The sequence below is a fragment of the Szabonella alba genome (assembly GCF_016765775.1).
GTDB classification, from domain to species: domain Bacteria; phylum Pseudomonadota; class Alphaproteobacteria; order Rhodobacterales; family Rhodobacteraceae; genus Szabonella; species Szabonella alba.
In genome coordinates this window covers 238,985-260,551 of the sequence record NZ_JAESVN010000004.1, presented here as the reverse complement: position 1 = coordinate 260,551, position 21,567 = coordinate 238,985, and the positions used below count along the sequence as shown (strand labels likewise).

The following is a 21,567-nucleotide window of genomic DNA, read 5'->3' as shown; positions in this document are numbered from 1 at the left end:
GGAGGGGCGGGGCGGGTCTGTCCCGCGCGGGCCCCTATACCGGTCCCGCATCGGGCCGCTTATCCAGCGTTGTCAGCCCATGCCAAACCTGTCAGGTTGGCCTTCCGGCGGCGCGCAACCCTGCGCGCTTTTTGCACAAGGAGGCGCGGCAATGTCCGATCCGGTCGAGGTTCTGGAGTTCTGGCTGGAGGAAACCGGCCCCGAAGGCTGGTATCTGGGCGGCGAGGAAATCGACGCGACCATCCGCGACCGGTTCGGCGATTTGTGGCAGGCGGCGCATGCGGGTGGGCTGGATCACTGGATTGACGGCCCCGCCGGAACGCTGGCCTTTCTGATCATCACCGATCAGTTTTCCCGTAATATCCATCGCGGCCGGGCCGAGGCTTTCGCGACCGATCCCATGGCCCGCGCGGCGGCGCGCAAGGCTGTTGCCGAAGGCTGGGATCTGGGCGTGCCCGAGCCCGAGCGGCAGTTTTTCTATCTGCCCTTCGAACATTCCGAGGATATGGCAGATCAGGCGCTGGCGGTCGACTATCTGTCGACGCGCATGCCCGAAACCGGGGCCGAACCTGCGCTGCATGCCCGGGCGCATCAGGAGATCATCCGCCGCTTTGGCCGCTTTCCCTTCCGCAATGCCGCGTTGGGGCGCGAGACGACTCCGGCCGAGCAGGACTTTCTTGATGCCGGGGCCTATGCGGCCATTGTCAAGGAAATGCGGAGCTAGCTATGCGTTGACTGCATGGCCCTGCGCCTCTGGCTTTGTTGCTCGGTGCGAAGGGTTGGTTTAAGGGTAAACCACTTTTTTGAGGGAGGGAATGATGGCGGCCAGAAGCTTTGATGTGGTGGTGATCGGTTCGGGTCCGGGGGGCTATGTGGCCGCGATCCGTGCGGCGCAACTGGGCAAATCCGTGGTCATTGTCGAACGGGAGCATCTGGGCGGCATCTGTCTGAACTGGGGCTGTATTCCGACCAAGGCGCTTTTGCGTTCGGCGGAAGTGTTCCACCTGATGCACCGCGCCAAGGAATTCGGGCTGAAGGCTGACGGGATCGGCTATGATCTCGATGCAGTGGTCGCGCGCTCGCGCGGGGTGGCCAAGCAGCTTTCAGGTGGCATCGGCCATCTGATGAAGAAGAACAAGATCACCGTGGTCATGGGCGAGGCGACGATCCCCGCCAAGGGCAAGGTTTCGGTCAAGACCGACAAGGGCAGCGAAGAGCTGACCGCGCCGGCGATCATCCTTGCCACCGGCGCGCGGGCGCGGGTACTGCCGGGGCTTGAGGCGGATGGCGATCTGGTCTGGACTTACAAGCACGCGCTGCAGCCCAAGCGGATGCCGAAGAAACTTCTGGTCATCGGATCGGGCGCTATCGGCATTGAATTTGCCAGCTTCTTCAACACGCTGGGCGCTGACACCACGGTGGTTGAGGTGATGGACCGCGTGCTGCCGGTGGAAGATGCCGAAATCTCGGCCTTTGCGAAGAAATCCTTTGTGAAGCAAGGGATGAAGATCCTTGAAAAGACCACGGTCAAGAAGCTCGACAAGGCTGGCGGCAAGGTCACCGCGCATCTTGAGGCGAATGGCAAGACCGAGACGGCGGAGTTCGACACCGTGATTTCGGCCGTGGGCATCGTCGGCAATGTCGAGGGGCTGGGGCTTGAGGCGCTGGGCGTCAAGATTGACCGCACCCATGTCGTGACCGATGAATTCTGCCGCACCGGGGTCGAGGGGCTTTATGCCATCGGCGATGTCGCGGGTGCGCCCTGGCTTGCGCATAAGGCCAGCCATGAGGGCGTGATGGTCGCCGAACTGATCGCGGGCGGGCATCCGCATCCGATCAAGCCGAATTCCATCGCGGGTTGCACCTATTGCCATCCGCAGGTTGCCAGCGTCGGGCTGACCGAAGCGAAGGCGAAAGAGGCGGGGCATAAGGTCAAGGTCGGCCGCTTCCCCTTCATCGGCAATGGCAAGGCGATTGCGCTGGGTGAAAGTGAAGGGCTGATCAAGACCGTGTTTGACGCCAAGACCGGCGAATTGCTGGGCGCGCATATGGTCGGTGCGGAAGTCACCGAACTGATTCAGGGCTATGTCGTGGGCCGCACGCTGGAGACGACGGAAGCCGAGTTGATGGAAACCGTTTTCCCGCATCCGACGCTGAGCGAGATGATGCATGAGGCGGTTCTGGACGCTTACGGCCGCGCGATTCATATGTAAGCGGGGGAAGGGGGGCGCTGCCCCCCTCGGCACGGTTCGCGCCTCACCCTCCAAGGTATTTCGGCCAAGATGAAAAGGGGGCGGGGGAATTTTCTCGCCCTTTCGTTTTGGGCGTGGCATCCTTGGGTGGCGCGCGCTAGGTCAGCACCATGCGCAGCACATCGCCTTTGCCGGTCATTCTTGTTCTCTGGGGCGCGGGCCTTGGGGCGGCGGCGCAGTTCGGCAAGGTGTCGGTCCTGTTTGAGCGGATCGCGCTGGATTATCCGGGGGCGGGTGCGGTTCTTCTGGGGCTTGTCGTCTCGGTCGTGGGGCTGGTCGGGCTGATCTTCGGCACCACGGCTGGGCTGATGGTGCAGGGTCTGGGATCGCGCCGGGTTCTGGTCTGGGCGCTGGCGCTGGCCGCGCTGTTCTCGGCCTTGCAGGCCCCGATGCCACCGCTGGCGCTGATGCTGCCGCTGCGCGTGGCCGAGGGATTTTCGCATCTGGCCATCGTCGTGGCCGCCCCGGTGATGATAGCGCAGGTGGCGCCCCTGCGCTTTCAGGGGCTGGCGATGACGCTGTGGTCCAGTTTCTTTGCCGTGTCATTCGCTATCACCGCGACACTGGGCCTGCCGCTGGCGGATCGCTTCGGCAATGGGGCGCTGTTTCTGGCCCATGCCGCCTATATGGCGGTGTTCGCCCTTGCCGTCCGGCTGCTTCTGCCGCCCGAGGCACCGGCGCGCCTGCCGGAGCTGCGCCTGCCGGTGCTGCTGCGTCAGCATGGGCAGATCTATGCCTCGGCTTTTGTCGCGGCCCCGGCGCTGGGGTTTTGCTGCTATACCCTGACCTATGTTGCCCTGCTGACACTGTTGCCGCCGATGGTGGGCGGCGGCTGGCAGGGATTTGTCGCGGCGATGATGCCGCTGGTCTCGATCGTCGTGTCGCTGACGATTGGGGTCTGGCTGCTGTCACGTTTTCCGGCGGTGCGGATCGTGCAGGGCGGTTTTGCGGTGGCGGTGCTGGGCGCCGCGATGATCTGGGTCTTTCCCGGCTGGCCGATGGCGATGGTCGCGGCGGCGCTGCTGCTGGCCGCCAGTCTGGGCGTGGTGCAAGGCGCAAGTTTCGCGGCCATTCCGCAACTGAACCCCGGGGCCGAGGATCGCGCCCGTGCGGCGGGGGCGGTGGCGCAGCTTGGCAATCTGGGCACCACCACCGGCACGCCACTGCTGGCGGCCCTGATCGCGTCGCAGGGGGCGGCGGGGCTGGCGCTTTTCGTCGCATTACCCAGCCTTGCCGGGATCGCGCTGCATCAATGGCTGGCATTCCGGCGGCGGCACCCGGAATAATTTCGCCGAGCCTGCAAATGTTCACCAATCGTTCACGTTTCCGGGTTGGAGACTCAGCGCGCCTCGCCTATCTATCGGAACTGGAAACGGTGAGGGCAGATCATGGCCGAGCAGAAGTTCATCGAGGTGCGCGGCGCGCGCGAGCATAACCTCAAGGGCGTCGATGTGGACATTCCGCGCGACCGGCTTGTGGTCATCACCGGGCTGTCGGGGTCTGGCAAGTCCAGCCTTGCCTTCGACACGATCTATGCCGAGGGGCAAAGGCGTTATGTCGAAAGCCTGAGCGCCTATGCCCGGCAGTTTCTGGACATGATGGGCAAGCCGGATGTGGACCATATTTCTGGCCTTTCGCCTGCGATTTCCATCGAACAGAAAACCACCTCGAAAAACCCGCGGTCCACTGTCGGCACGGTGACGGAAATCTATGACTATCTGCGGCTGCTTTTTGCCCGCGTCGGCACGCCCTATTCCCCCGCCACCGGCCAGCCCATCGAGGCGATGCAGGTGCAGGATATGGTCGATGCGGTGATGGCGATGGAGGAAGGCACGCGCGCCTATCTGCTGGCCCCCATCGTGCGCGACCGCAAGGGCGAATATCGCAAGGAATTTCTGGAGCTTCGCAAACAGGGTTTCCAGCGCATCAAGGTTGACGGGGCTTTTCACGACCTTGACGATCCGCCGGTGCTGGACAAGAAATTTCGTCATGACATCGACGTGGTGGTGGACCGGATCGTGGTGCGCGACGGGATCGGGACGCGGCTGGCCGACAGTTTCCGCACCGCGCTGAACCTTGCCGACGGAATTGCGATTCTGGAAACCGCACCGGAAGAGGGGGAGCCCGAGCGCAAGACATTTTCCGAGAAATTCGCCTGTCCGGTTTCGGGTTTCACCATCCCCGAGATCGAGCCGCGGCTGTTTTCCTTCAACGCGCCGTTCGGGGCCTGCCCGGTCTGTGACGGGCTGGGGGTGGAACTGTTTTTCGATGAGCGGCTGGTCGTGCCCGATCAGGGGCTGAGCCTGCTTCAGGGCGCAATCGCGCCCTGGTCGAAATCGAAATCGCCTTACTTCACCCAGACCATCGAAAGCCTTGCGAAACACTACGAATTCGACCGCAAGACCAAGTGGAAAGACCTGCCCGCCCATGTGCAGCAGCTGTTCCTCTATGGCTCGGGCGAAGAGGAGATTCCCTTCCGCTATGATGAAGGGGGGCGGATCTATCAGGTCAGCCGTGTCTTCGAAGGGGTCATCCCCAACATGGAACGCCGCTATCGCGAGACCGATAGCGCCTGGAGCCGTGAAGATATGGAGCGGTTCCAGAACAACCGCGCCTGCGGCTCCTGCGGCGGTTACCGGCTGAAGCCCGAGGCGCTGGCGGTGAAGATCGGCCCGGCCAAGGGAGATGCGGACAGCCTGCTGCATGTCGGGCAGGTGGTGCAGATGTCGATCCGCGAGGCGCATGCCTGGATCGGCACTGTGCCCGGCAATCTGACCAATCAGAAGAATGAGATCGCCCGCGCGATCCTGAAGGAAATCCGCGAACGGCTTGGGTTTCTGGTGAATGTCGGCCTCGATTACCTGACGCTCAGCCGCAATGCGGGCACGCTTTCGGGGGGGGAAAGTCAGCGGATCCGACTGGCAAGCCAGATCGGGTCGGGGCTGACGGGGGTGCTGTATGTGCTGGACGAACCCAGTATCGGGTTGCATCAGCGCGACAATGACCGGCTGCTGACCACGCTGAAAAACCTGCGCGATCAGGGCAATACGGTTCTGGTCGTCGAACATGACGAGGATGCGATCCGCGAGGCCGATTATGTGTTTGACATGGGCCCAGGCGCGGGGGTGCATGGGGGCCGGGTGGTCAGTCATGGCACGCCTTCGCAAGTGGCCGCCGATCCGGTCAGCCTGACCGGGCAGTATCTGTCGGGCACGCGCGAAATTGCGGTGCCGAAGGTGCGGCGCAAGGGATCGGGCAAGAAGGTCACGGTGGTCAAGGCCACGGGCAACAATCTGCAGGAGGTGACCGCCGAATTTCCGCTTGGGAAATTCGTCTGTGTGACCGGGGTTTCGGGGGGCGGCAAATCCACCCTGACCATCGAGACATTGTTCAAGACCGCCGCGATGCGGCTGAATGGCGCGCGGGAAACGCCTGCCCCTTGTGAGACGATCAAGGGGTTTGAACATCTGGACAAGGTGATCGACATCGACCAGCGTCCCATCGGGCGCACGCCCCGGTCGAACCCCGCCACCTATACCGGCGCCTTCACCCCGATCCGCGACTGGTTCGCGGGCCTGCCGGAATCCAAGGCGCGCGGCTACAATCCGGGCCGGTTTTCGTTCAACGTCAAAGGCGGGCGCTGTGAGGCCTGTCAGGGCGATGGCGTCATCAAGATCGAGATGCATTTCCTGCCCGATGTCTATGTCACCTGCGAGACCTGCAAAGGCCGGCGCTACAACCGCGAAACGCTGGAAATCAAATTCAAGACCAAAAGCATCGCCGATGTTCTTGATATGACATGTGAGGATGCGCTGGAGTTTTTCGCCGCTGTCCCGTCAATCCGCGACAAGATGGATGCGCTGTGTCAGGTGGGCCTTGGCTATATCAAGGTCGGCCAGCAGGCGACGACGCTTTCGGGCGGTGAGGCGCAGCGGGTGAAACTGTCCAAGGAACTGTCACGCCGGGCGACCGGGCGCACGCTGTATATTCTGGATGAACCCACCACGGGCCTGCATTTTGAGGATGTGCGCAAGCTGCTGGAAGTGCTGCATGAACTGGTCGAGCAGGGCAATACGGTGGTGGTGATCGAACATAATCTGGATGTCATCAAGACCGCCGACTGGATCATCGACATTGGCCCCGAAGGCGGTGATGGCGGCGGGCGGATCGTGGCAACCGGCACGCCCGAGGCTGTGGCGCAGGTCGCCGACAGCCATACCGGGCGCTATCTGGGCGATATGCTGAAACCGAAGCGGCACGCGGCCGAATAAGAGGGGCGCGTGCCGGCTATCCGAGGGGGTGCAGGTGTCGTTCAGCCGCGCCCCTTGGTGGCGAAACGCGGCAGCATGGCGGAAAAATCCTGACCGCGCCCGTCCTCATCCTCGACAAAGCGGCGGTAAAGTTCCAGTGCCGCAGCGCCCATCGGGGTATCGGCATCCGCCGCAATTGCCGCCTGCTGCGCCAGTCCCAGATCCTTGAGCATCAGTTCCGACGCGAAACCGGGCTTGTAGCCATTGTCTGCGGGCGATTTCGGCCCCACACCGGGGGCGGGGCAATAGGCGTTCATTGTCCAGCTATAGCCTGACGAGGTTGAGACGACATCGAACATCTTCTGCCGGTCAAGGCCCAGCTTGTCGGCCAGCGCAAAAGCCTCACAGGTGGCGATCATGGTGACGCCAAGGATCATGTTGTTGCAGATCTTGGCGGCCTGTCCCGCCCCTGCATCGCCGCAATGCACGGCTTTCTGGCCCATCACGGAAAACAGCGGCTCGGCCTGCGCAAAGGCCGCATCGGGGCCACCGACCATGAAGGTCAGCGTGCCCGCCGCCGCGCCTCCGGTGCCGCCCGAAACCGGGGCATCCAGCGCCGATTTTCCCGCCGCCGCCGCATCCGCCGCAACCTGACGCGCGCTTTCAACATCGACGGTGGAACAGTCGCAGAGCACCGCGCCGGGGTCCATCGCGGGCAGGATCTGCGCCGCAACGGCCCGCAGGATCGCGCCATTGGGCAGCATGGTGATGACGACCGCGGCCCCGGTGGCGGCCTCGGCCGCGCTGACGGCCCGGGTAACGCCGTCGGGGCAGGGGGCGGTCAGATCGAACCCCGTCACCTCATGCCCCGCAGCGGCCAGATTGGCGGCCATGGGCGCGCCCATATTGCCCAGTCCGATGAATCCGATCTTCATGCTCTCTCCTCCGAATAAGTCCAGCATTCCACACCAAGCGGCGCCAGCATCGCGTCGATATCGGCCTGCGGCACGGCCATTGGCCCGGCGTGACGCCAATGCGGGTTGCGGTCGCGATCGATAATGGCTGCACGGATGCCTTCCAGAAAGTCCGCCCGTTCCATCGCGCGATGGGTGAAGCGGTATTCCATCTCCAGCGCCGCAAGGATCGTGGGTTTGCTGCCCAGCCGGTCCAGCATCGCAACCGTGCAGGCCATCGACAAGGGCGCATTGCGCGCCATTGCCTTGCCTGCGTCAAGCGCGAAGGCGCTGTCGGCACCGGCAAGGCTGCGGGCGATTGTGGCCAGATTGGCGGCGGCGAAATGCCGGTCGATTTCAGGGCGCAGATCCGCCAGCCGTCCTGCGGGCGGGGGCAGGGACGGGGATGCAGGATCCCCGCTGGCGATCATCGCGGATTTGAGCGCGGGCCAGTCGGCCATGGGCACGAAACGATCCGCAAAACCCGCCGTGATGGCATCGGCAGGCCCCAGCCTTGCCCCCGTCACCCCGGCCCAGACCCCGATCCGCCCCGGCGCGCAGGCAAGGATCATCGAGCCGCCGACATCGGGCACAAGGCCGATGCCGCATTCCGGCATCGCGATCTGTGAACTTTCCCCGACGATCCTGACCTGCGCATGACAGCCCAGACCGACCCCGCCGCCCATGGTGAACCCCTGCAGGAAACTGACCACGGGTTTCAAATAGCGCGCCAGCCGCGCATTCATGCGGTATTCGTCGCGCCAGAAGCGGCGGCCGTAGCCGTAATCGCCACGCCGCCCGCTGGCATACATTTCCGCGATATCGCCGCCGGAACAGAAGGCGCGGTCGCCCTCGGCATCAATCAGAACCAGATCGACGCGGGGATCGTTCCGCCAGTCACACAGCGCCGCATCCACCGCCAGACACATCGCATGGGTCAGCGCGTTCAGCGCCTGCGGCCGGTTCAGCGTGATCCGGCCCGCGCGGCCCTCTATCCGGATATGGATATCGCTCATGCCCGTTCGGCCAGCATCGCGCGGGTGATGATCAGGCGCATGATCTCATTCGTGCCTTCAAGTATCTGATGCACCCGCAGATCGCGCACCAGTTTTTCGATCCCGTAATCGGCGAGATAGCCATAACCGCCATGCAGTTGCAGGCAGTCATTCGCCACTTCAAACGCGCGGTCGGTGACATAAAGCTTGGCCATGGCGCAGTATTTCGGCGCATCCGGCGCGCCCTGATCCAGCCGCGTCGCCGCCGCGCGCAAAAAGATGCGGGCGGTCTGCAGTTTAACCTCAAGATCGGCCAGACGGAATTGCAGCGCCTGAAACTGCTGCAGGCGCTGGCCGAAGGCGCGGCGCTCGGCCATATAGGCCAGCGTCGCGTCCAGTGCCGCCTGTGCGCCGCCAAGGGCCGAGGCCGCGATATTCAGCCGCCCGCCATCCAGCCCTGCCATGGCATAGGCAAAGCCGCGGCCTTCCTCACCCAGCAGGTTTTCCTTCGGCACGGCGCAATCGTCGAACTGCACCTGTCTGGTGGGCTGCGCGCGCCAGCCCATCTTGTCCTCCAGCCCGCCGAAGGACAATCCCGTCGCCCCGGCCTCGACGATCAGGGCCGATATGCCCTTCGGCCCGTCGCCGCCGGTCCGGGCCATGACGATATAGGCATCCGAATAGCCGCCACCCGAGATGAAGGCCTTGCTGCCGTTCAAGATCCAGCGGTCATTGGTCCGTTCCGCCCGGGTGCGCAGCGCCGCCGCGTCCGAGCCCGATCCGGGTTCGGTCAGGCAATAGGAAAACACCGTTTCCATCGAACAGGCGCGCGGCAGCCATGCCTCTTTGGCCTCGGTTGAGCCAAAGCGGGCGATCATGCCCGCGCACATGTTGTGGATCGACAGAAACGCCGAGACGGCGGGGCAGGCCATGGCCAGTGCTTCGAAGACCAGCGTTGCATCGTGCCGCGTCAGGCCTGAACCGCCCCAGTCCTCGGGCACATAAAGCCCGCCAAGGCCAAGCGCGGCAATCTCGGGCCAAAGCTCTTTCGGAATGGTTCCGGCGCTTTCCCAGTCCCGTGCATGGGGGGCAATGCGGTCCTGTCCGAACTGATGCGCCATCTCGAAGATCGCGGCGGCTTCCTCGCTCAGGGTGATGTCCATCTGGGTCTCCTCGCCTGTCATCCATAGTGGGGATTAGGGTGCCATTCTTGCAAGGATGTTGCAGGGATGGGCCTGTGCGGCCCTCGCCCCTGCCGGTCCCCCCCTGCAAGGGCCGAGCGAGGGCAGAAGGGGGGGCGCTGCCCCCCGGCGCGTGCCGCGCCTCCCCCCGGGATATTTGGGAACAGATGAAAGGGGGGGGCGCGGCGCGGTTTGGGTTCTGGTCAGTCCATCGCCTTGAAATTGAAGGCTGATCCTTCCTTGATCCCGCTGGGCCAGCGCGATGTCACGGTCTTGGTGCGCGTGTAGAAGCGGAAGGCATCGGGGCCGTGCTGATTGAGATCACCGAAGCCCGATTTCTTCCAGCCGCCGAAGGTGTGATAGGCCAGCGGCACCGGGATCGGCACATTGATGCCCACCATGCCGATATTGATGCGGCTGGCGAAATCGCGGGCGGTGTCGCCGTCGCGGGTGAAGATCGCAGTGCCATTGCCATATTCATGGTCCATGGCAAGGCCAAGTGCCTCTTCATAGGACTGCGCGCGCACCGTCGACAGGACGGGGCCGAAGATCTCGGTCTTGTAGATATCCATGTCCTTCGTCACATGGTCGAAAAGATGGGCGCCGACGAAGAAGCCGTTCTCATAACCTTGCAGGCTGAAATTCCGGCCATCGACGACCAGTTTTGCGCCCTGTTCGACGCCGCGATTGACCAGACGCAGGATGTTTTCCTTGGCGGCCTTGGTGACGACAGGGCCGTAATCGACATCGTTTCCGGCGGTATAGGGGCCGACCTTCAGCTTTTCGATGCGCGGGATCAGCCGTTCGATCAGCGCATCGGCGGTCGCATCCCCCACCGGCACCGCGACCGAGATCGCCATGCAGCGTTCACCCGCCGCCCCGTAACCTGCCCCGACCAGCGCATCGGCGGCCTGATCCAGATCGGCATCGGGCATGATGATCATGTGATTCTTGGCGCCACCGAAACATTGCACCCGCTTGCCGTTGGAACAGCCGCGCCCATAGATATATTCGGCGATCGGGGTCGAACCGACAAAGCCCACGGCCTGGATCACCGGATTGTCGAGAATCGCATCCACCGATTCCTTGTCGCCATTGATGACCTGCAGCACGCCATCGGGCAGGCCCGCCTCCTTGAAAAGTTCGGCCAGCATCAGGGGCACCGAGGGGTCGCGTTCCGAGGGTTTGAGGATGAAGGCATTGCCCGCGGACAGGGCGGGGCCCATTTTCCACAAGGGAATCATCGCGGGAAAGTTGAAGGGCGTGATCCCGGCGGCAACGCCCAAGGGCTGGCGCATCGAATACATGTCGATGCCGGGGCCGGCGCTGTCGGTGAACTCGCCCTTCAGCAGTTGCGGCGCGCCGATGCAATATTCGATCACTTCCAGCCCGCGCTGGATATCGCCCTTGGCATCGGGAAAGGTCTTGCCATGTTCGCGGCTCAGCACCTCGGCCAGCTTGTCCATGTCGCGGTTGATCAGCCCGACCATCGCCATCATCACGCGCGCGCGGCGCTGCGGATTGGTGGCGCCCCAGGCGATCTGGGCGGCGGCGGCGGCCTCGACGGCGGCGTCAAGCTCGGCCTTCGAGGCCAGCGCCAGCCGGGCCTGAACTTCACCCGTGGCGGGGTTCATGACGTCGGAGAAGCGCCCGGATGTTCCCTTGACGCGCTTGCCGTTGATCCAGTGGCCCAGTTCTTCCATGACATATCCTCCTCGATGGTCCCGCTTGGGGTCGGGGGCAGGATAGTCTTGCAGAAATACCCGATAAAGAGGCAATATCCCAAAAGCGTTTTGCAAAAATGCAGGCATGACCGGGGTGATGGGGATGGGGGAACTGGACTGGGACGATCTGCGCCTGTTTCTGGCGGTGGCCCGGGCCGAAAGCCTGACGCGGGCGGGCAAGATCCTGCGGCTGGATCCGGCGACGCTGGGGCGGCGGATCGCGCGGCTGGAAAGCGCGCTGGAGCAGCGCCTGTTCCTGAAATCGCCGCAGGGCTATGCCCTGACCGATGCGGGCGCGCGCCTGATGGAGCATGCGACCCGGGCCGAGGCGGCGCTGGAGGCGGCGTCCGAGGATCTGCGCGGCGCCTCGACGGGCCTGCGCGGGCAGATCCGCATCGGGGCGCCGGATGGCTGCGCCAATTACCTGCTGCCACAGGTTCTGACGCGGATCTGTGCCGCCAATCCGGGGCTGGAAGTGCAGATCGTCGCCCTGCCGCGCGTCTTCAACCTGTCGCGGCGCGAGGCGGATATGGCCATCGGTGTGTCACGGCCCGAGACGGGGCGGCTGACCGTGCAGAAGCTGAGCGATTACCAGTTGCATCTGGCGGCCTCACGCGACTGGCTGGCGGCGGGATCGGAGATCCGGGGGCGGGCCGATCTGCAGGGGCGCGCCATCGTGGGCTATATCCCTGACATGATCTTTGACCGGGAACTCGACTATCTGGGCGAATTGGCGGGCGGGCGGCTGGCCTTGTCGTCGAACTCGGTCTCGGTGCAACTCAACCTGTTGCGCGCCGGGGCGGGGATCGGAATGGTGCATGATTTCGCCTTGCCCGCCGCGCCCGAACTGATGCGCGTGCTGCCCGATGAGGTGCAGCTGACACGCAGTTTCTGGCTGATCCGCCATGCCGATGACGGGCGGGCCGAGCGGCTGAACCGGTTTGCCGATCTTCTGGTGCAGGGGGTGCGGCGTGAGGTGCATCGGCTTGAATCGCTCGTCGCCGGATCAAACCCTTGACAGAATGTCGCACCCGTCCGACCCTTTGTCATGGAATGGAGGAGTTTGTCATGCTTGTTCAGCAGATCCTGTCGGCCAAGTCCACCGGGGGCGTGGTCACGATCAAACCCGGAAGCACGATTGCCGAGGCGGTGAAACTGCTTGCGGAACGCCGGATCGGCGCGGTGATCGTGTCACCTGACGGCAGCAGCGTCGCGGGGATCCTGTCGGAACGCGATATCGTGCGGGAACTGGGCCAACGCGGCACGGACTGCCTGTCCGACCGGGTTGATACGGTGATGACGGCCAAGATCGTGGGCTGTGCGCCGGGCGATACCACGGACGGGGTGCTGCGCAAGATGACCGATGGCCGGTTCCGCCATATGCCGGTGATGCAGGGCGAGGCGATGATCGGGCTGATTTCCATCGGCGATGTCGTGGCCGCGCGCCTGTCGGAACTGGCGATGGAAAAGGATGCGCTGGAAGGCATGATCAAGGGGTTCTGACCCTGGCCATCCCGCCGTACCGGAAGGGCCGCAGGGGGCCGGGTCCGGGTGGCGGGGCGGCGTTTTGGCCTTGCAAAGCCACGCGCAATAATGTTGCGTGACCGCCATCCAGAGAGGGGGCCCCCATGCGCATCGGTCTATATCCCGGCACATTCGATCCGGTCACGCTGGGTCATACCGATATCATCCAGCGCGCGATGCAACTGGTGGACCGGCTGGTGATCGGCGTAGCGATCAATCGCGACAAGGCGCCGCTTTTCTCGCTGGAGGAACGGGTGGCGATGGTCGAGGCGGAATGCGCGGGCATCGTGGCGCGCACCGGCGGTGAGATCCTTGTGCATCCGTTCGAAAATCTGCTGATCGACTGCGCCCGCGATGTGGGCGCAAGCGTGATCGTGCGCGGTCTGCGCGCGGTGGCCGATTTCGAATATGAATTCCAGATGGTCGGCATGAACCGCGCGCTGGATGCCAGTATCGAGACGGTGTTCATGATGGCCGATGCGCGCCGTCAGGCGATTGCCTCGAAACTGGTCAAGGAAATCGCACGGCTGGGCGGGGATGTGTCGAAATTCGTGCCACCCGCCGTAGCCGCAGCGCTGGTCGCGCGATACGGCTGAGCGTTCACCGGGGCGGGGCGAACCGGTCCGGGGCGGTGAGCCGGAACGGGGGAGGGGCGCAGCCCCTCGCGGCTTTGCCGCTCACCCCGAGGTATTTTTACCAAAGTGAAAGGGCGTCAGCCCCAGACCGCTTTTCTCGCGATGCTATGGGCGTCCTCGCGGAAGATCCCGAGATCAAGCGCCACATCCAGCGGCATACGTTCGATTTCATGCCGGGTCGCGACATAGCGCGCATGATTGCGCAGGGCGGTTTTCAGGCTGTTGAGAAGGGAGTTCATGCTTTTTCCTCACATACATCGGTGTCCGGGCCGGATGCCCGGGATCACGCGACAGATATGAGTGCAGGCGGGGCCGGGCACAATACGCAGCCCTGCCGCGCTGCCTTGCACGGGCTGCATGGCTGCGCCGTGATCAGGCGGCAGAGGCGGGGGGGCTGCCCGGACTGCCCTCCTTGCGGGGTTCGCCGGGGGTGACGGGTTCGGCCTCGGGGTCTGCCTTCGGCTCTGCCGGAACCCCGGAGTTGTCAGCGGCATCCGTGTCAGATGCCGGGTCAGATGCGGGTTCAGATGCCGTGGCGGTGGCCGCAGGGGCAGCGGGGTTGGCCAGCCGTTGCGTCGCCTGCAGCATTCCGGGCAGGTCAAGCTTGACGCCGCGCCGGGCTGCGCTTTCCAGCACCGCCTCATGCACCGCCGCATTGCGCTGCATCAGATCCAGAAAGCGCGCCTCCTCCAGCGCCAGCAGCGTGCAATGGGTGATTGCGGTGACCTGTGCGCGCCGCCTTGTGCGCGCCAGCATCGCCAGCTGACCGAACATCTCACCCCGGCCAAGGCGCTGCTTGTTGGTCGCGGTCACGACCTCGACCGCGCCCGAGGCGATGAACCAGACCCGCCGCGCGCGGTCATCGCGCCGCATCAGCACATCGCCGGGCGCGGCATAGACGGTGCGCAGGCGACGGGCCAGATCGCGTTGCGGGCGTTCCTCCATATCCGCGAACAGCGGAAAAAGCCGCACAAGGGCGGCCTTTTGCAGCCGCAGGTCCAGCCGGGGGCGTTCGGACAGGCGTTCGCGGCGGATGCCGATCTGACCTGCCAGCGCCGAGCGCAGTTCCGGCCCGATCAGCCCGTCCTCGGTCAACTGGTCATATTCGCGTTCTTCCAGCTGCAGCGCGGTGCGGCGGATCAGGCGGCGTTCCATATCCTCGGCATAGCCGGGATATTGCAGGCGCAGGCCGTCCAGTTCCTTCTGGGTTTCCTCCTGCCGCCGGTTCACCAGCTCATGCAGCAGATCAGCCACGCGACGGCCATGGATGCGCAGGATGCGGTGATTGATGAATTCATGCAGTTGCGGCAGGATCAGCCCCGTCGTCACGATCAGTTCGAACCGGTCGGCGGTGATCCGCGTCAACATGCGCGACAGGCGCAGACGGTTATGCAGCCATTCTGCGCTGCGCAGCGTCTGCCCGCCGCTGAGCGCACGACGCGTGCTGGTGCGATAGCCGCTTCTCCCGCCCGCGCGGGTTGCTTCCAGCAGGCGGTCGGCATTGGTCAGCATCCGGTCGGCAAGGCGCGGCGGGATCACCTGATCGCGGAAGGTCTCCAGGATCAGATCCCGCTCGCGCCCGGCCAGCGCCATCAGCCCCAGCGTGATGCGGTCGCGGTCGGGAATTTCGTTTTCAAGGTCGGCCTTGTCCACCGCATCGTCCAGCCGCGCGGCAAAGCGCTTGGCCTCATCTCGCACGATTTCGCGTGACAGGCCGAAATCACGGGCAGTTTCCGCGACCTGTTCGCGCACCGTCTGCAGCGCCACCGCGACGACCTGCCGTGACAGCGCGACATCCAGCGCGGAAAGCCGGTCCAGCCCCAGTTTCGCAATGACCCAGCGCAGCGTCGTCCCCTGCACGATCAGGGTGAAGAGCGTGAACCCGGTCGCAATGATGCCGACCTCGCGCTTGATCTCGGGCGGGATGCGGAAACTTTCCGTCACCGCCAGCGCCAGCGCCAGCGTGACCGCACCGCGCAGGCCCCCCCAGAGAATCGCGACCCGGTAACGCGGCTCAACCCGCGGTGAGGCGCGCACCGCCGACAGCAGCGGCATAAGACCGAAGAGGATGATCGCGCGCGCCACGAAGGCGGCCAACACCGTGACAAGGATCAGCCCCAGATCCTGAACCGTGACATCGGCCATCAGTCGCGGAATCAGGATCGCGGCCAGCACGAAGATCAGCCCCCCCGCCCAATAGGCCAACAGATCCCATGTGTCGCGCAGCTTGGCCATCGCGGGAGGTGAAACGAAACCGGCGGCGAGCAGGTTGACCGTCAGGCCGGCCGAGACCACCGCGACCACGCCCGACACCGCAAAGACCTGTTCCGACAGGATATAGGCGGCATAGGGCAGGGCGACCGTGACCGAGATCTGGCCCAGTGGAAAGGTGACCAGCCGCTTGACCAGCCAGAGCGTAACCAGTCCGGCCAGCCAGCCGATGATGCCGCCGCCGATCAAAAGCCCCGGAAAACTCCACAGCGCCTCGGCGGTGCTGGGATTTTCCACGCCGATCGAGGCCAGACCCAGAAACAGACCGAACAGCGCGATGGCGGCGGCATCGTTCAGCAGGCTTTCGCCTTCGACGATCCGCGCCAGACGCTGCGGCGCCGGTGTCGCACGGAAGATCGAGACGACCGCCGAAGGATCGGTTGTCGATACGATGGCCCCGATCAGCAGGCAGGCCGTCAGGGGCAATGTTCCCAGCGGATAAAGCGAGAAGCCGACAACCACCGTCGCCACCCCCACCGCCAGAACTGCCAGTGTCAGGATCGGCACCCAGTCATCCAGCATCCGCCGCAGATCCAGCGACAGCGTGACCTGAAAGATCAGCGTCGGCAGGAAGACATAAAGGAAGACGTTCGACCGGATCGGCAAATTCAGGATTGCCAGTGCCAACGGGTTGAACAAATCGGTGTAATCCGTGGTCCAAACGAAGGCGGCCCCGGCGCCAATGGCAATGCCGATCCCGGCCAGCGCCACCGTCTGCGGCACACGCAGCCGCAGCGCCAAGGGCTCGCTGAGCGCGATCAGCACCAGAAATGCCGCAAGCACCGAAAGGATGATGACAAGATCCATGGAGTAAAACTAATCGCGCAGCGCGCGAACCGGAAGGGCGGCGGAATCACCTTTTGTGACGAATCCGCCACGGAGTGTTGCACAATGTCAGAGGCCGCCCCGCAGGACGGCCTCTTGCCCGGAAAACCGGCAGCGGGAAGTCCCGGACCGGTCTGCTCTCAGATCACCTTGGCCTCAGATCAGCTTGCCCATGGCCACGGCGGTATCGGCCATGCGGTTCGAAAACCCCCATTCATTGTCATACCAGCTGAGGATGCGGACCATATTGCCCTCAAGCACCTTGGTCTGATCGAGATGGAAGATCGAGGAGCGCGGGTCATGGTTGAAATCGCTGCTGACATTGGGCTGGTCGGTCACGCCCAGAATGCCCTTCAACCGGCCCGCCGCCGCCGCCTTCACCGCCTCGTTGATCTCTTCCACCGTGGTCGGGCGCGCGGCCTCGAAGACCAGATCGACGACGGAGACATTGGGCGTCGGCACACGGATCGCCACCCCGTCCAGCCGCCCCTTCAGGTCCGGCAGCACCAGCCCCACGGCCTTGGCTGCCCCGGTCGAGGTCGGGATCATCGACAAGGCGGCGGCGCGGGCGCGATACAGATCCTTGTGCATCGTGTCCAGCGTCGGCTGGTCGCCGGTATAGCTGTGGATCGTGGTCATGAACCCTTTGGAAATGCCCACCGCCTGATGCAGCACCTGCGCGACGGGCGACAGGCAGTTGGTGGTGCAGGAGGCGTTGGAGACGATCAGATCGTCCTTGGTCAGCGTGTCATGGTTCACGCCGTAGACGATGGTCTTGTCCGCCCCGGCCGAAGGGGCCGAGACCAGAACCCGGCTTGCGCCGTTTTCCAGATGGATCTTCGCCTTGTCCTTGTCGGTGAAGATGCCGGTGCATTCCAGCACGATATCGACATGCGCCCAGGGCAGGTCGGCGGGATTGCGGATCGCGCTGACCTCGATCGGGCCGCGACCCACATCAATGGTGGTTGCGGTCGTCGTCACCGTGGCGGGAAACCGGCCATGCACAGAATCGAAACGCAGCAGATGGGCGTTCGTCTCCACCGGCCCCAGATCGTTGATCGCGACCACCTCGATATCGGTGCGCCCCGATTCGATGATCGCGCGCAGCACGTTGCGGCCGATGCGGCCAAATCCGTTGATGGCAACCTTGACGGTCATGGAACTCTCCCTTGCTCAGGCGGTTGACCCCGCTGCTAGCGCTAACATCGCGAAATTCGCGAAAAGTTCAAGCGCAGCATGCGCCGTTCAGCGCCAGAAGGACAGATATTCCAGCAAATCAGCGAATTTCCGCATCAGGAACAGCAATGCGGCGCCGTCATTCACGGTGATATCCAGACCGATCGCCAGAACGATCAGAAGGCCAAGCCCCAGGGCGATCCGGTCTGTCATCGTGCTCCTTACTGAAGAAGCCGCCCCATTGCCCCGGCCACATCGGCCATGCGGCAAGAAAAGCCCCATTCATTGTCATACCATGCCAGCACCCGAACCGAGCGGCCCACGACCTTGGTCTGGTCCGGGGCAAAGATAGAGGAATGCGGCGTGTGGTTGAAGTCAATCGAGACCTTGGGTTCGGGATCATAGGCCAGAACCATGCCCATATAGCCCGATGCTGCCTCGCGCACGATCTCATTCACCTCGGCCACGGTCACCGATTTTGCGGCGATGAAGGTCAGATCGACCGCCGAGACATTGGGCGTGGGCACGCGGATCGCGGTTCCGTCCAGTTTTCCGGCCAGTTCGGGCAGAACCTCGCCCAGGGCCTTGGCCGCCCCGGTCGAGGTCGGGATCATCGCCATCGCAGCGGCACGGGCACGGTAAAGATCGGCATGGCGGCGGTCCAGCGTGGGCTGGTCGCCGGTATAGGAATGGATCGTCGTCATGATGCCGCTTTCGATGCCGATCGCGTCATTCAGAACCTTGGCCAGCGGGGCAAGACAGTTCGTGGTGCAGGATCCGTTCGAGACGACCAGATGTTCGGGCGTCAGCTGGCGATGATTAACGCCGTAGACCACGGTCTTGTCGGCGCGTTTCGCCGGGGCCGAGACCAGAACCCGCTTGGCGCCGCGGCCCAGATGCACCGCCGCCTTGTCGCGGTCATTGAAATTGCCGGTGCATTCCAGCACGACATCCACCCCGTCCCAGTCCAGGTCTTCCGGGTTGTAGGTCGACATCACCCGGATCGGCCCGCGCCCCAGATCCAGCGCCCCATCGCTGACCCGCACCGTGCCCGGAAAGCGGCCATGGACGGAGTCGTATTTCAGCAGATGGGCATTGGTCTCGATCGGCCCGGTCGCATTGATCGCGACAACCTGCACGTCATTGCGTGCCGATTCCGCGATATGGGCCAGCGTGCAGCGCCCGATCCGCCCGAATCCGTTGATGCCGATGGTGATGGTCATGGCCTGTCTCCCGCGTCCAAGGATGCGGGGTAACTACACGCGAAGCCTGACTGATCAAAGTCGAAAAGCGACGTTATTTCATCATGTTAGCGCAAACTTTCGCCGTTAGCGCCAACATGGGCTTTCTCTTGGCGGAAATACCCCGGGGGGTGCAGGGGGGCAGAGCCCCCCTGCGGGAGGGAGTTCGGGTGCAGGGGGGCAGAGCCCCCCTGCGGATAAAGATCAAAGTCCCAGCAGCGCCTTGGCCTTGGCGGCGACCGCCTCAGCGGTGATGCCGAATTCACGATAAAGCCGGTCCGCCGGGGCCGAGGCGCCGAAGCCCTCCATGCCCACGAATCCAGCCTTGTCACGCCGCCCGCCCTCACCACACAGCCAGCGGTCCCAGCCCATGCGCACGCCCGCCTCGACGGCCACGCGCACCGGGCCGGGCGGCAGAACCTTGCGGCGCCATGCGTCGGGCTGTTCTTCAAAGAGTTCCCAGCAGGGCATCGAGACGACGCGGGTGCCGATGCCTTCGGCCTCCAGCAGGTCGCGGGCCTTCAGGGCGATTTCGACCTCGGACCCGGTTGCCATCAGGATTGCCTGACGTTTCGCGCCCGCCTCTTCCAGCACATAGGCGCCCATCGACACCATGTTGCGGTTGCTGTGGGTCTTGCGCACCGCAGGCAGGTTCTGACGGCTCAGCGCCAGCACGGCGGGGGTCTTTTGCGAGGACAGCGCGATTTCCCATGCCTCGGCCACTTCGACCATATCGGCGGGGCGGATCACCAGCATATTCGGCGTGGCGCGGCTGATCGCCAGATGTTCGACCGGCTGGTGGGTCGGTCCGTCCTCGCCCAACCCGATACTGTCATGGGTCATGACATAGGTGACCGGCAGGCCCATCAGGGCCGACAGCCGCATCGAGGGGCGGGCGTAATCGGTGAAGCACATGAAGGTGCCGCCATAGGGCCGGATGCCGCCGTGCAGGGCCATGCCGTTCATCGCCGCCGCCATGCCATGTTCGCGGATACCGTAATAGACATAGCGGCCCTTGCGGTCCTCGGGCGTGAACACGCCCAGATCCGGCGTCTTGGTGTTGTTCGACCCGGTCAGGTCCGCCGATCCGCCGATGGTTTCGCGCATCACCGGATTGACCGCCGCCAGCACCTTTTCCGAGGCTGCGCGGGTGGCCAGTTTCGGCATGTCCGCCACGGCCTGTTTCTTGACCGCGCGGATGGCCGAGGCCAGTTTCGCGGGCGCTTCGGCGCGGAAGATCCGCTCAAACTCGCCGCGTTTGCCCTCGGACAGCGCGGCCAGACGTGCCTCCCAGTCCTTGCGCGCGGCAAGACCGCGTTCGCCCATCGCCTCCCACTGCGCCTTGATCGCGGCGGGGATTTCAAAGGCGGCATGATCCCAGCCATAGGCGGACTTGGTATCGGCAATCAGCTTGGCATCGGTCAGCGCACCATGGCCCTTGGATGTGTCCTGCGCCGAAGACCCCAGCGCGATATGCGTCTTGCAATCGACAAAGGCGGGGCGGGGGCTGGCCTTGGCGGCGCTCAGTGCGCGGTCGATATCCTCGGGGTCATGGCCGTCACATTCGAACACATCCCAGCCCGAGGCGGCGAAACGTGCCTTCTGGTCGGTGATGTCGGAAAGCGACACCTTCCCGTCGATGGTGATGCCGTTATTGTCCCACAGCACGATCAGCCGCGACAATTGCTGCTTGCCGGCAAGGCCAAGCGCCTCCTGGCTGACGCCTTCCATCAGGCAGCCATCACCCGCGATCACCCAGGTGTGGTGATCCTGCAGTTTCTTGCCCCAATGCGCGCGCAGGGATTCCTCGGCCATGGCAAAGCCCACGGCATTGGCGATGCCCTGACCCAGCGGGCCGGTGGTGGTTTCTACACCCGTCACATGGCCATATTCCGGATGGCCCGCCGTGATCGCGCCCCATTGGCGGAAATTGCGGATCTGCTCCAGCGTCATATCCTCATACCCGGTCAGATAGAGCAGGCTGTAGATCAGCATCGACCCATGGCCCGCCGACAGGATGAAGCGGTCACGATCCGGCCAGCGCGGGGCGGAGGGATCGAAACGCAGATGTTTTTCGAACAGCACCGTCGCCACATCGGCCATGCCCATCGGCATGCCGGAATGACCGGAATTGGCGGCCGCGACCGCATCCAGCGTCAGGGTGCGGATGGCGCAGGCTTTCATCCAGTGATCGGGGTGGCGCTGGCGCAGGGTCGCGATATCCAAGGCAATGTCCTTCATGTGACGGGCGCGGGGCCCACTGGCAACTGACGGGCGCGGATCTTCCGCTGGGGCCGGCACCGGCACCGGCATTCTGGCCGGCATGATGCGCGCGGCGCAAAAGGCGCGCAACATCCTGTCGCGGCCCGGTCTTGCGCCGGTTCTGCGTGATTAGCAGTCCTGTCGGCAAGATCAAGCGTATCGGGCAAGGCCTTGATGGCAAAGGGGGGGCGCAATTCCGCTTTGCTTTGGGCTAAACTTGACGAAACGGGACCCGGGTGCGATTCGGGGCCTCGCTGCCATGGCCCGACAGGGACGCG

At 64.3% G+C, this 21,567-nt stretch carries 17 protein-coding genes; 7 read left to right on the top strand and 10 right to left on the bottom strand.

What is annotated here, in order from left to right; genetic code table 11:
* Positions 1–151: 151 nt before the first annotated feature.
* The 4 genes from JL811_RS11450 (at position 152) to uvrA (ending at position 6,523) form a co-directional block, all read left to right on the top strand.
* Positions 152–724, top strand: coding sequence for a DUF924 family protein (locus tag JL811_RS11450; RefSeq protein ID WP_202688753.1), 573 nt, complete (start codon positions 152–154; stop codon positions 722–724).
* A 94-nt stretch (positions 725–818) separates the two neighbouring features.
* Positions 819–2,213 carry a dihydrolipoyl dehydrogenase gene (gene lpdA / locus JL811_RS11445; RefSeq protein WP_202688969.1) on the top strand — a complete coding sequence of 465 codons (1,395 nt, stop codon included), beginning with the start codon at positions 819–821 and terminating at the stop codon, positions 2,211–2,213.
* 149 nt (positions 2,214–2,362) lie between these two features.
* Complete coding sequence (locus JL811_RS11440) at positions 2,363–3,538, top strand: MFS transporter (protein ID WP_202688752.1); 1,176 nt, start codon at positions 2,363–2,365, stop codon at positions 3,536–3,538.
* A gap of 102 nt (positions 3,539–3,640) precedes the next feature.
* A complete protein-coding gene (gene uvrA / locus JL811_RS11435; protein ID WP_202688751.1) occupies positions 3,641–6,523 on the top strand; it encodes an excinuclease ABC subunit UvrA in 2,883 nt (960 codons plus the stop codon).
* Positions 6,524–6,564: 41 nt separating this feature from the next.
* On the opposite strand, the gene mmsB is transcribed toward uvrA, so the two are convergent.
* The 4 genes from mmsB to JL811_RS11415 all read right to left on the bottom strand — a co-directional run bounded on the left by mmsB (position 6,565) and on the right by JL811_RS11415 (position 11,334).
* Positions 6,565–7,437, bottom strand: a complete 873-nt coding sequence (mmsB, locus tag JL811_RS11430; RefSeq protein ID WP_202688750.1) for a 3-hydroxyisobutyrate dehydrogenase — start codon at positions 7,435–7,437, stop codon at positions 6,565–6,567.
* A complete protein-coding gene (locus JL811_RS11425) occupies positions 7,434–8,471 on the bottom strand; it encodes an enoyl-CoA hydratase/isomerase family protein (RefSeq protein ID WP_202688749.1) in 1,038 nt (345 codons plus the stop codon). The genes mmsB and JL811_RS11425 overlap by 4 nt, the downstream gene beginning before the upstream one ends.
* Positions 8,468–9,613, bottom strand: a complete 1,146-nt coding sequence (locus tag JL811_RS11420) for an acyl-CoA dehydrogenase family protein (protein ID WP_202688748.1) — start codon at positions 9,611–9,613, stop codon at positions 8,468–8,470. The genes JL811_RS11425 and JL811_RS11420 overlap by 4 nt, the downstream gene beginning before the upstream one ends.
* A gap of 221 nt (positions 9,614–9,834) precedes the next feature.
* Positions 9,835–11,334 (bottom strand): CoA-acylating methylmalonate-semialdehyde dehydrogenase, encoded by a 1,500-nt coding sequence (locus JL811_RS11415; RefSeq protein WP_202688747.1) that lies wholly within the window; start codon positions 11,332–11,334, stop codon positions 9,835–9,837.
* Between the two features lie 133 nt (positions 11,335–11,467).
* Between JL811_RS11415 and JL811_RS11410 the strand changes: the two genes are divergently transcribed.
* The 3 genes from JL811_RS11410 to coaD all read left to right on the top strand — a co-directional run bounded on the left by JL811_RS11410 (position 11,468) and on the right by coaD (position 13,475).
* Complete coding sequence (locus JL811_RS11410; protein ID WP_202688967.1) at positions 11,468–12,373, top strand: LysR family transcriptional regulator; 906 nt, start codon at positions 11,468–11,470, stop codon at positions 12,371–12,373.
* 50 nt (positions 12,374–12,423) lie between these two features.
* A complete protein-coding gene (locus tag JL811_RS11405; RefSeq protein ID WP_202688746.1) occupies positions 12,424–12,858 on the top strand; it encodes a CBS domain-containing protein in 435 nt (144 codons plus the stop codon).
* A gap of 125 nt (positions 12,859–12,983) precedes the next feature.
* On the top strand, positions 12,984–13,475 hold the full coding sequence (gene coaD, locus JL811_RS11400; protein WP_202688745.1) for a pantetheine-phosphate adenylyltransferase: 492 nt from the start codon (positions 12,984–12,986) through the stop codon (positions 13,473–13,475).
* 116 nt (positions 13,476–13,591) lie between these two features.
* Here coaD and JL811_RS11395 read toward each other — a convergent pair whose 3' ends face one another.
* From JL811_RS11395 to tkt, 6 genes are all read right to left on the bottom strand, one after another.
* Positions 13,592–13,753 (bottom strand): DUF1127 domain-containing protein, encoded by a 162-nt coding sequence (locus JL811_RS11395; protein WP_202688744.1) that lies wholly within the window; start codon positions 13,751–13,753, stop codon positions 13,592–13,594.
* 133 nt (positions 13,754–13,886) lie between these two features.
* Positions 13,887–16,592: a cation:proton antiporter gene (locus tag JL811_RS11390; RefSeq protein WP_202688743.1), complete on the bottom strand. Its 2,706-nt coding sequence runs from the start codon at positions 16,590–16,592 to the stop codon at positions 13,887–13,889.
* A 174-nt stretch (positions 16,593–16,766) separates the two neighbouring features.
* Entirely contained in the window at positions 16,767–17,768 is a 1,002-nt protein-coding gene (gene gap, locus JL811_RS11385; protein ID WP_202688742.1) for a type I glyceraldehyde-3-phosphate dehydrogenase, read from the bottom strand.
* 87 nt (positions 17,769–17,855) lie between these two features.
* Positions 17,856–17,999: a hypothetical protein gene (locus JL811_RS11380; protein ID WP_202688741.1), complete on the bottom strand. Its 144-nt coding sequence runs from the start codon at positions 17,997–17,999 to the stop codon at positions 17,856–17,858.
* 8 nt (positions 18,000–18,007) lie between these two features.
* Complete coding sequence (gene gap / locus JL811_RS11375; RefSeq protein WP_202688740.1) at positions 18,008–19,009, bottom strand: type I glyceraldehyde-3-phosphate dehydrogenase; 1,002 nt, start codon at positions 19,007–19,009, stop codon at positions 18,008–18,010.
* 222 nt (positions 19,010–19,231) lie between these two features.
* Positions 19,232–21,253, bottom strand: coding sequence for a transketolase (gene tkt / locus JL811_RS11370; protein WP_202688739.1), 2,022 nt, complete (start codon positions 21,251–21,253; stop codon positions 19,232–19,234).
* Positions 21,254–21,567 lie beyond the last annotated feature (314 nt).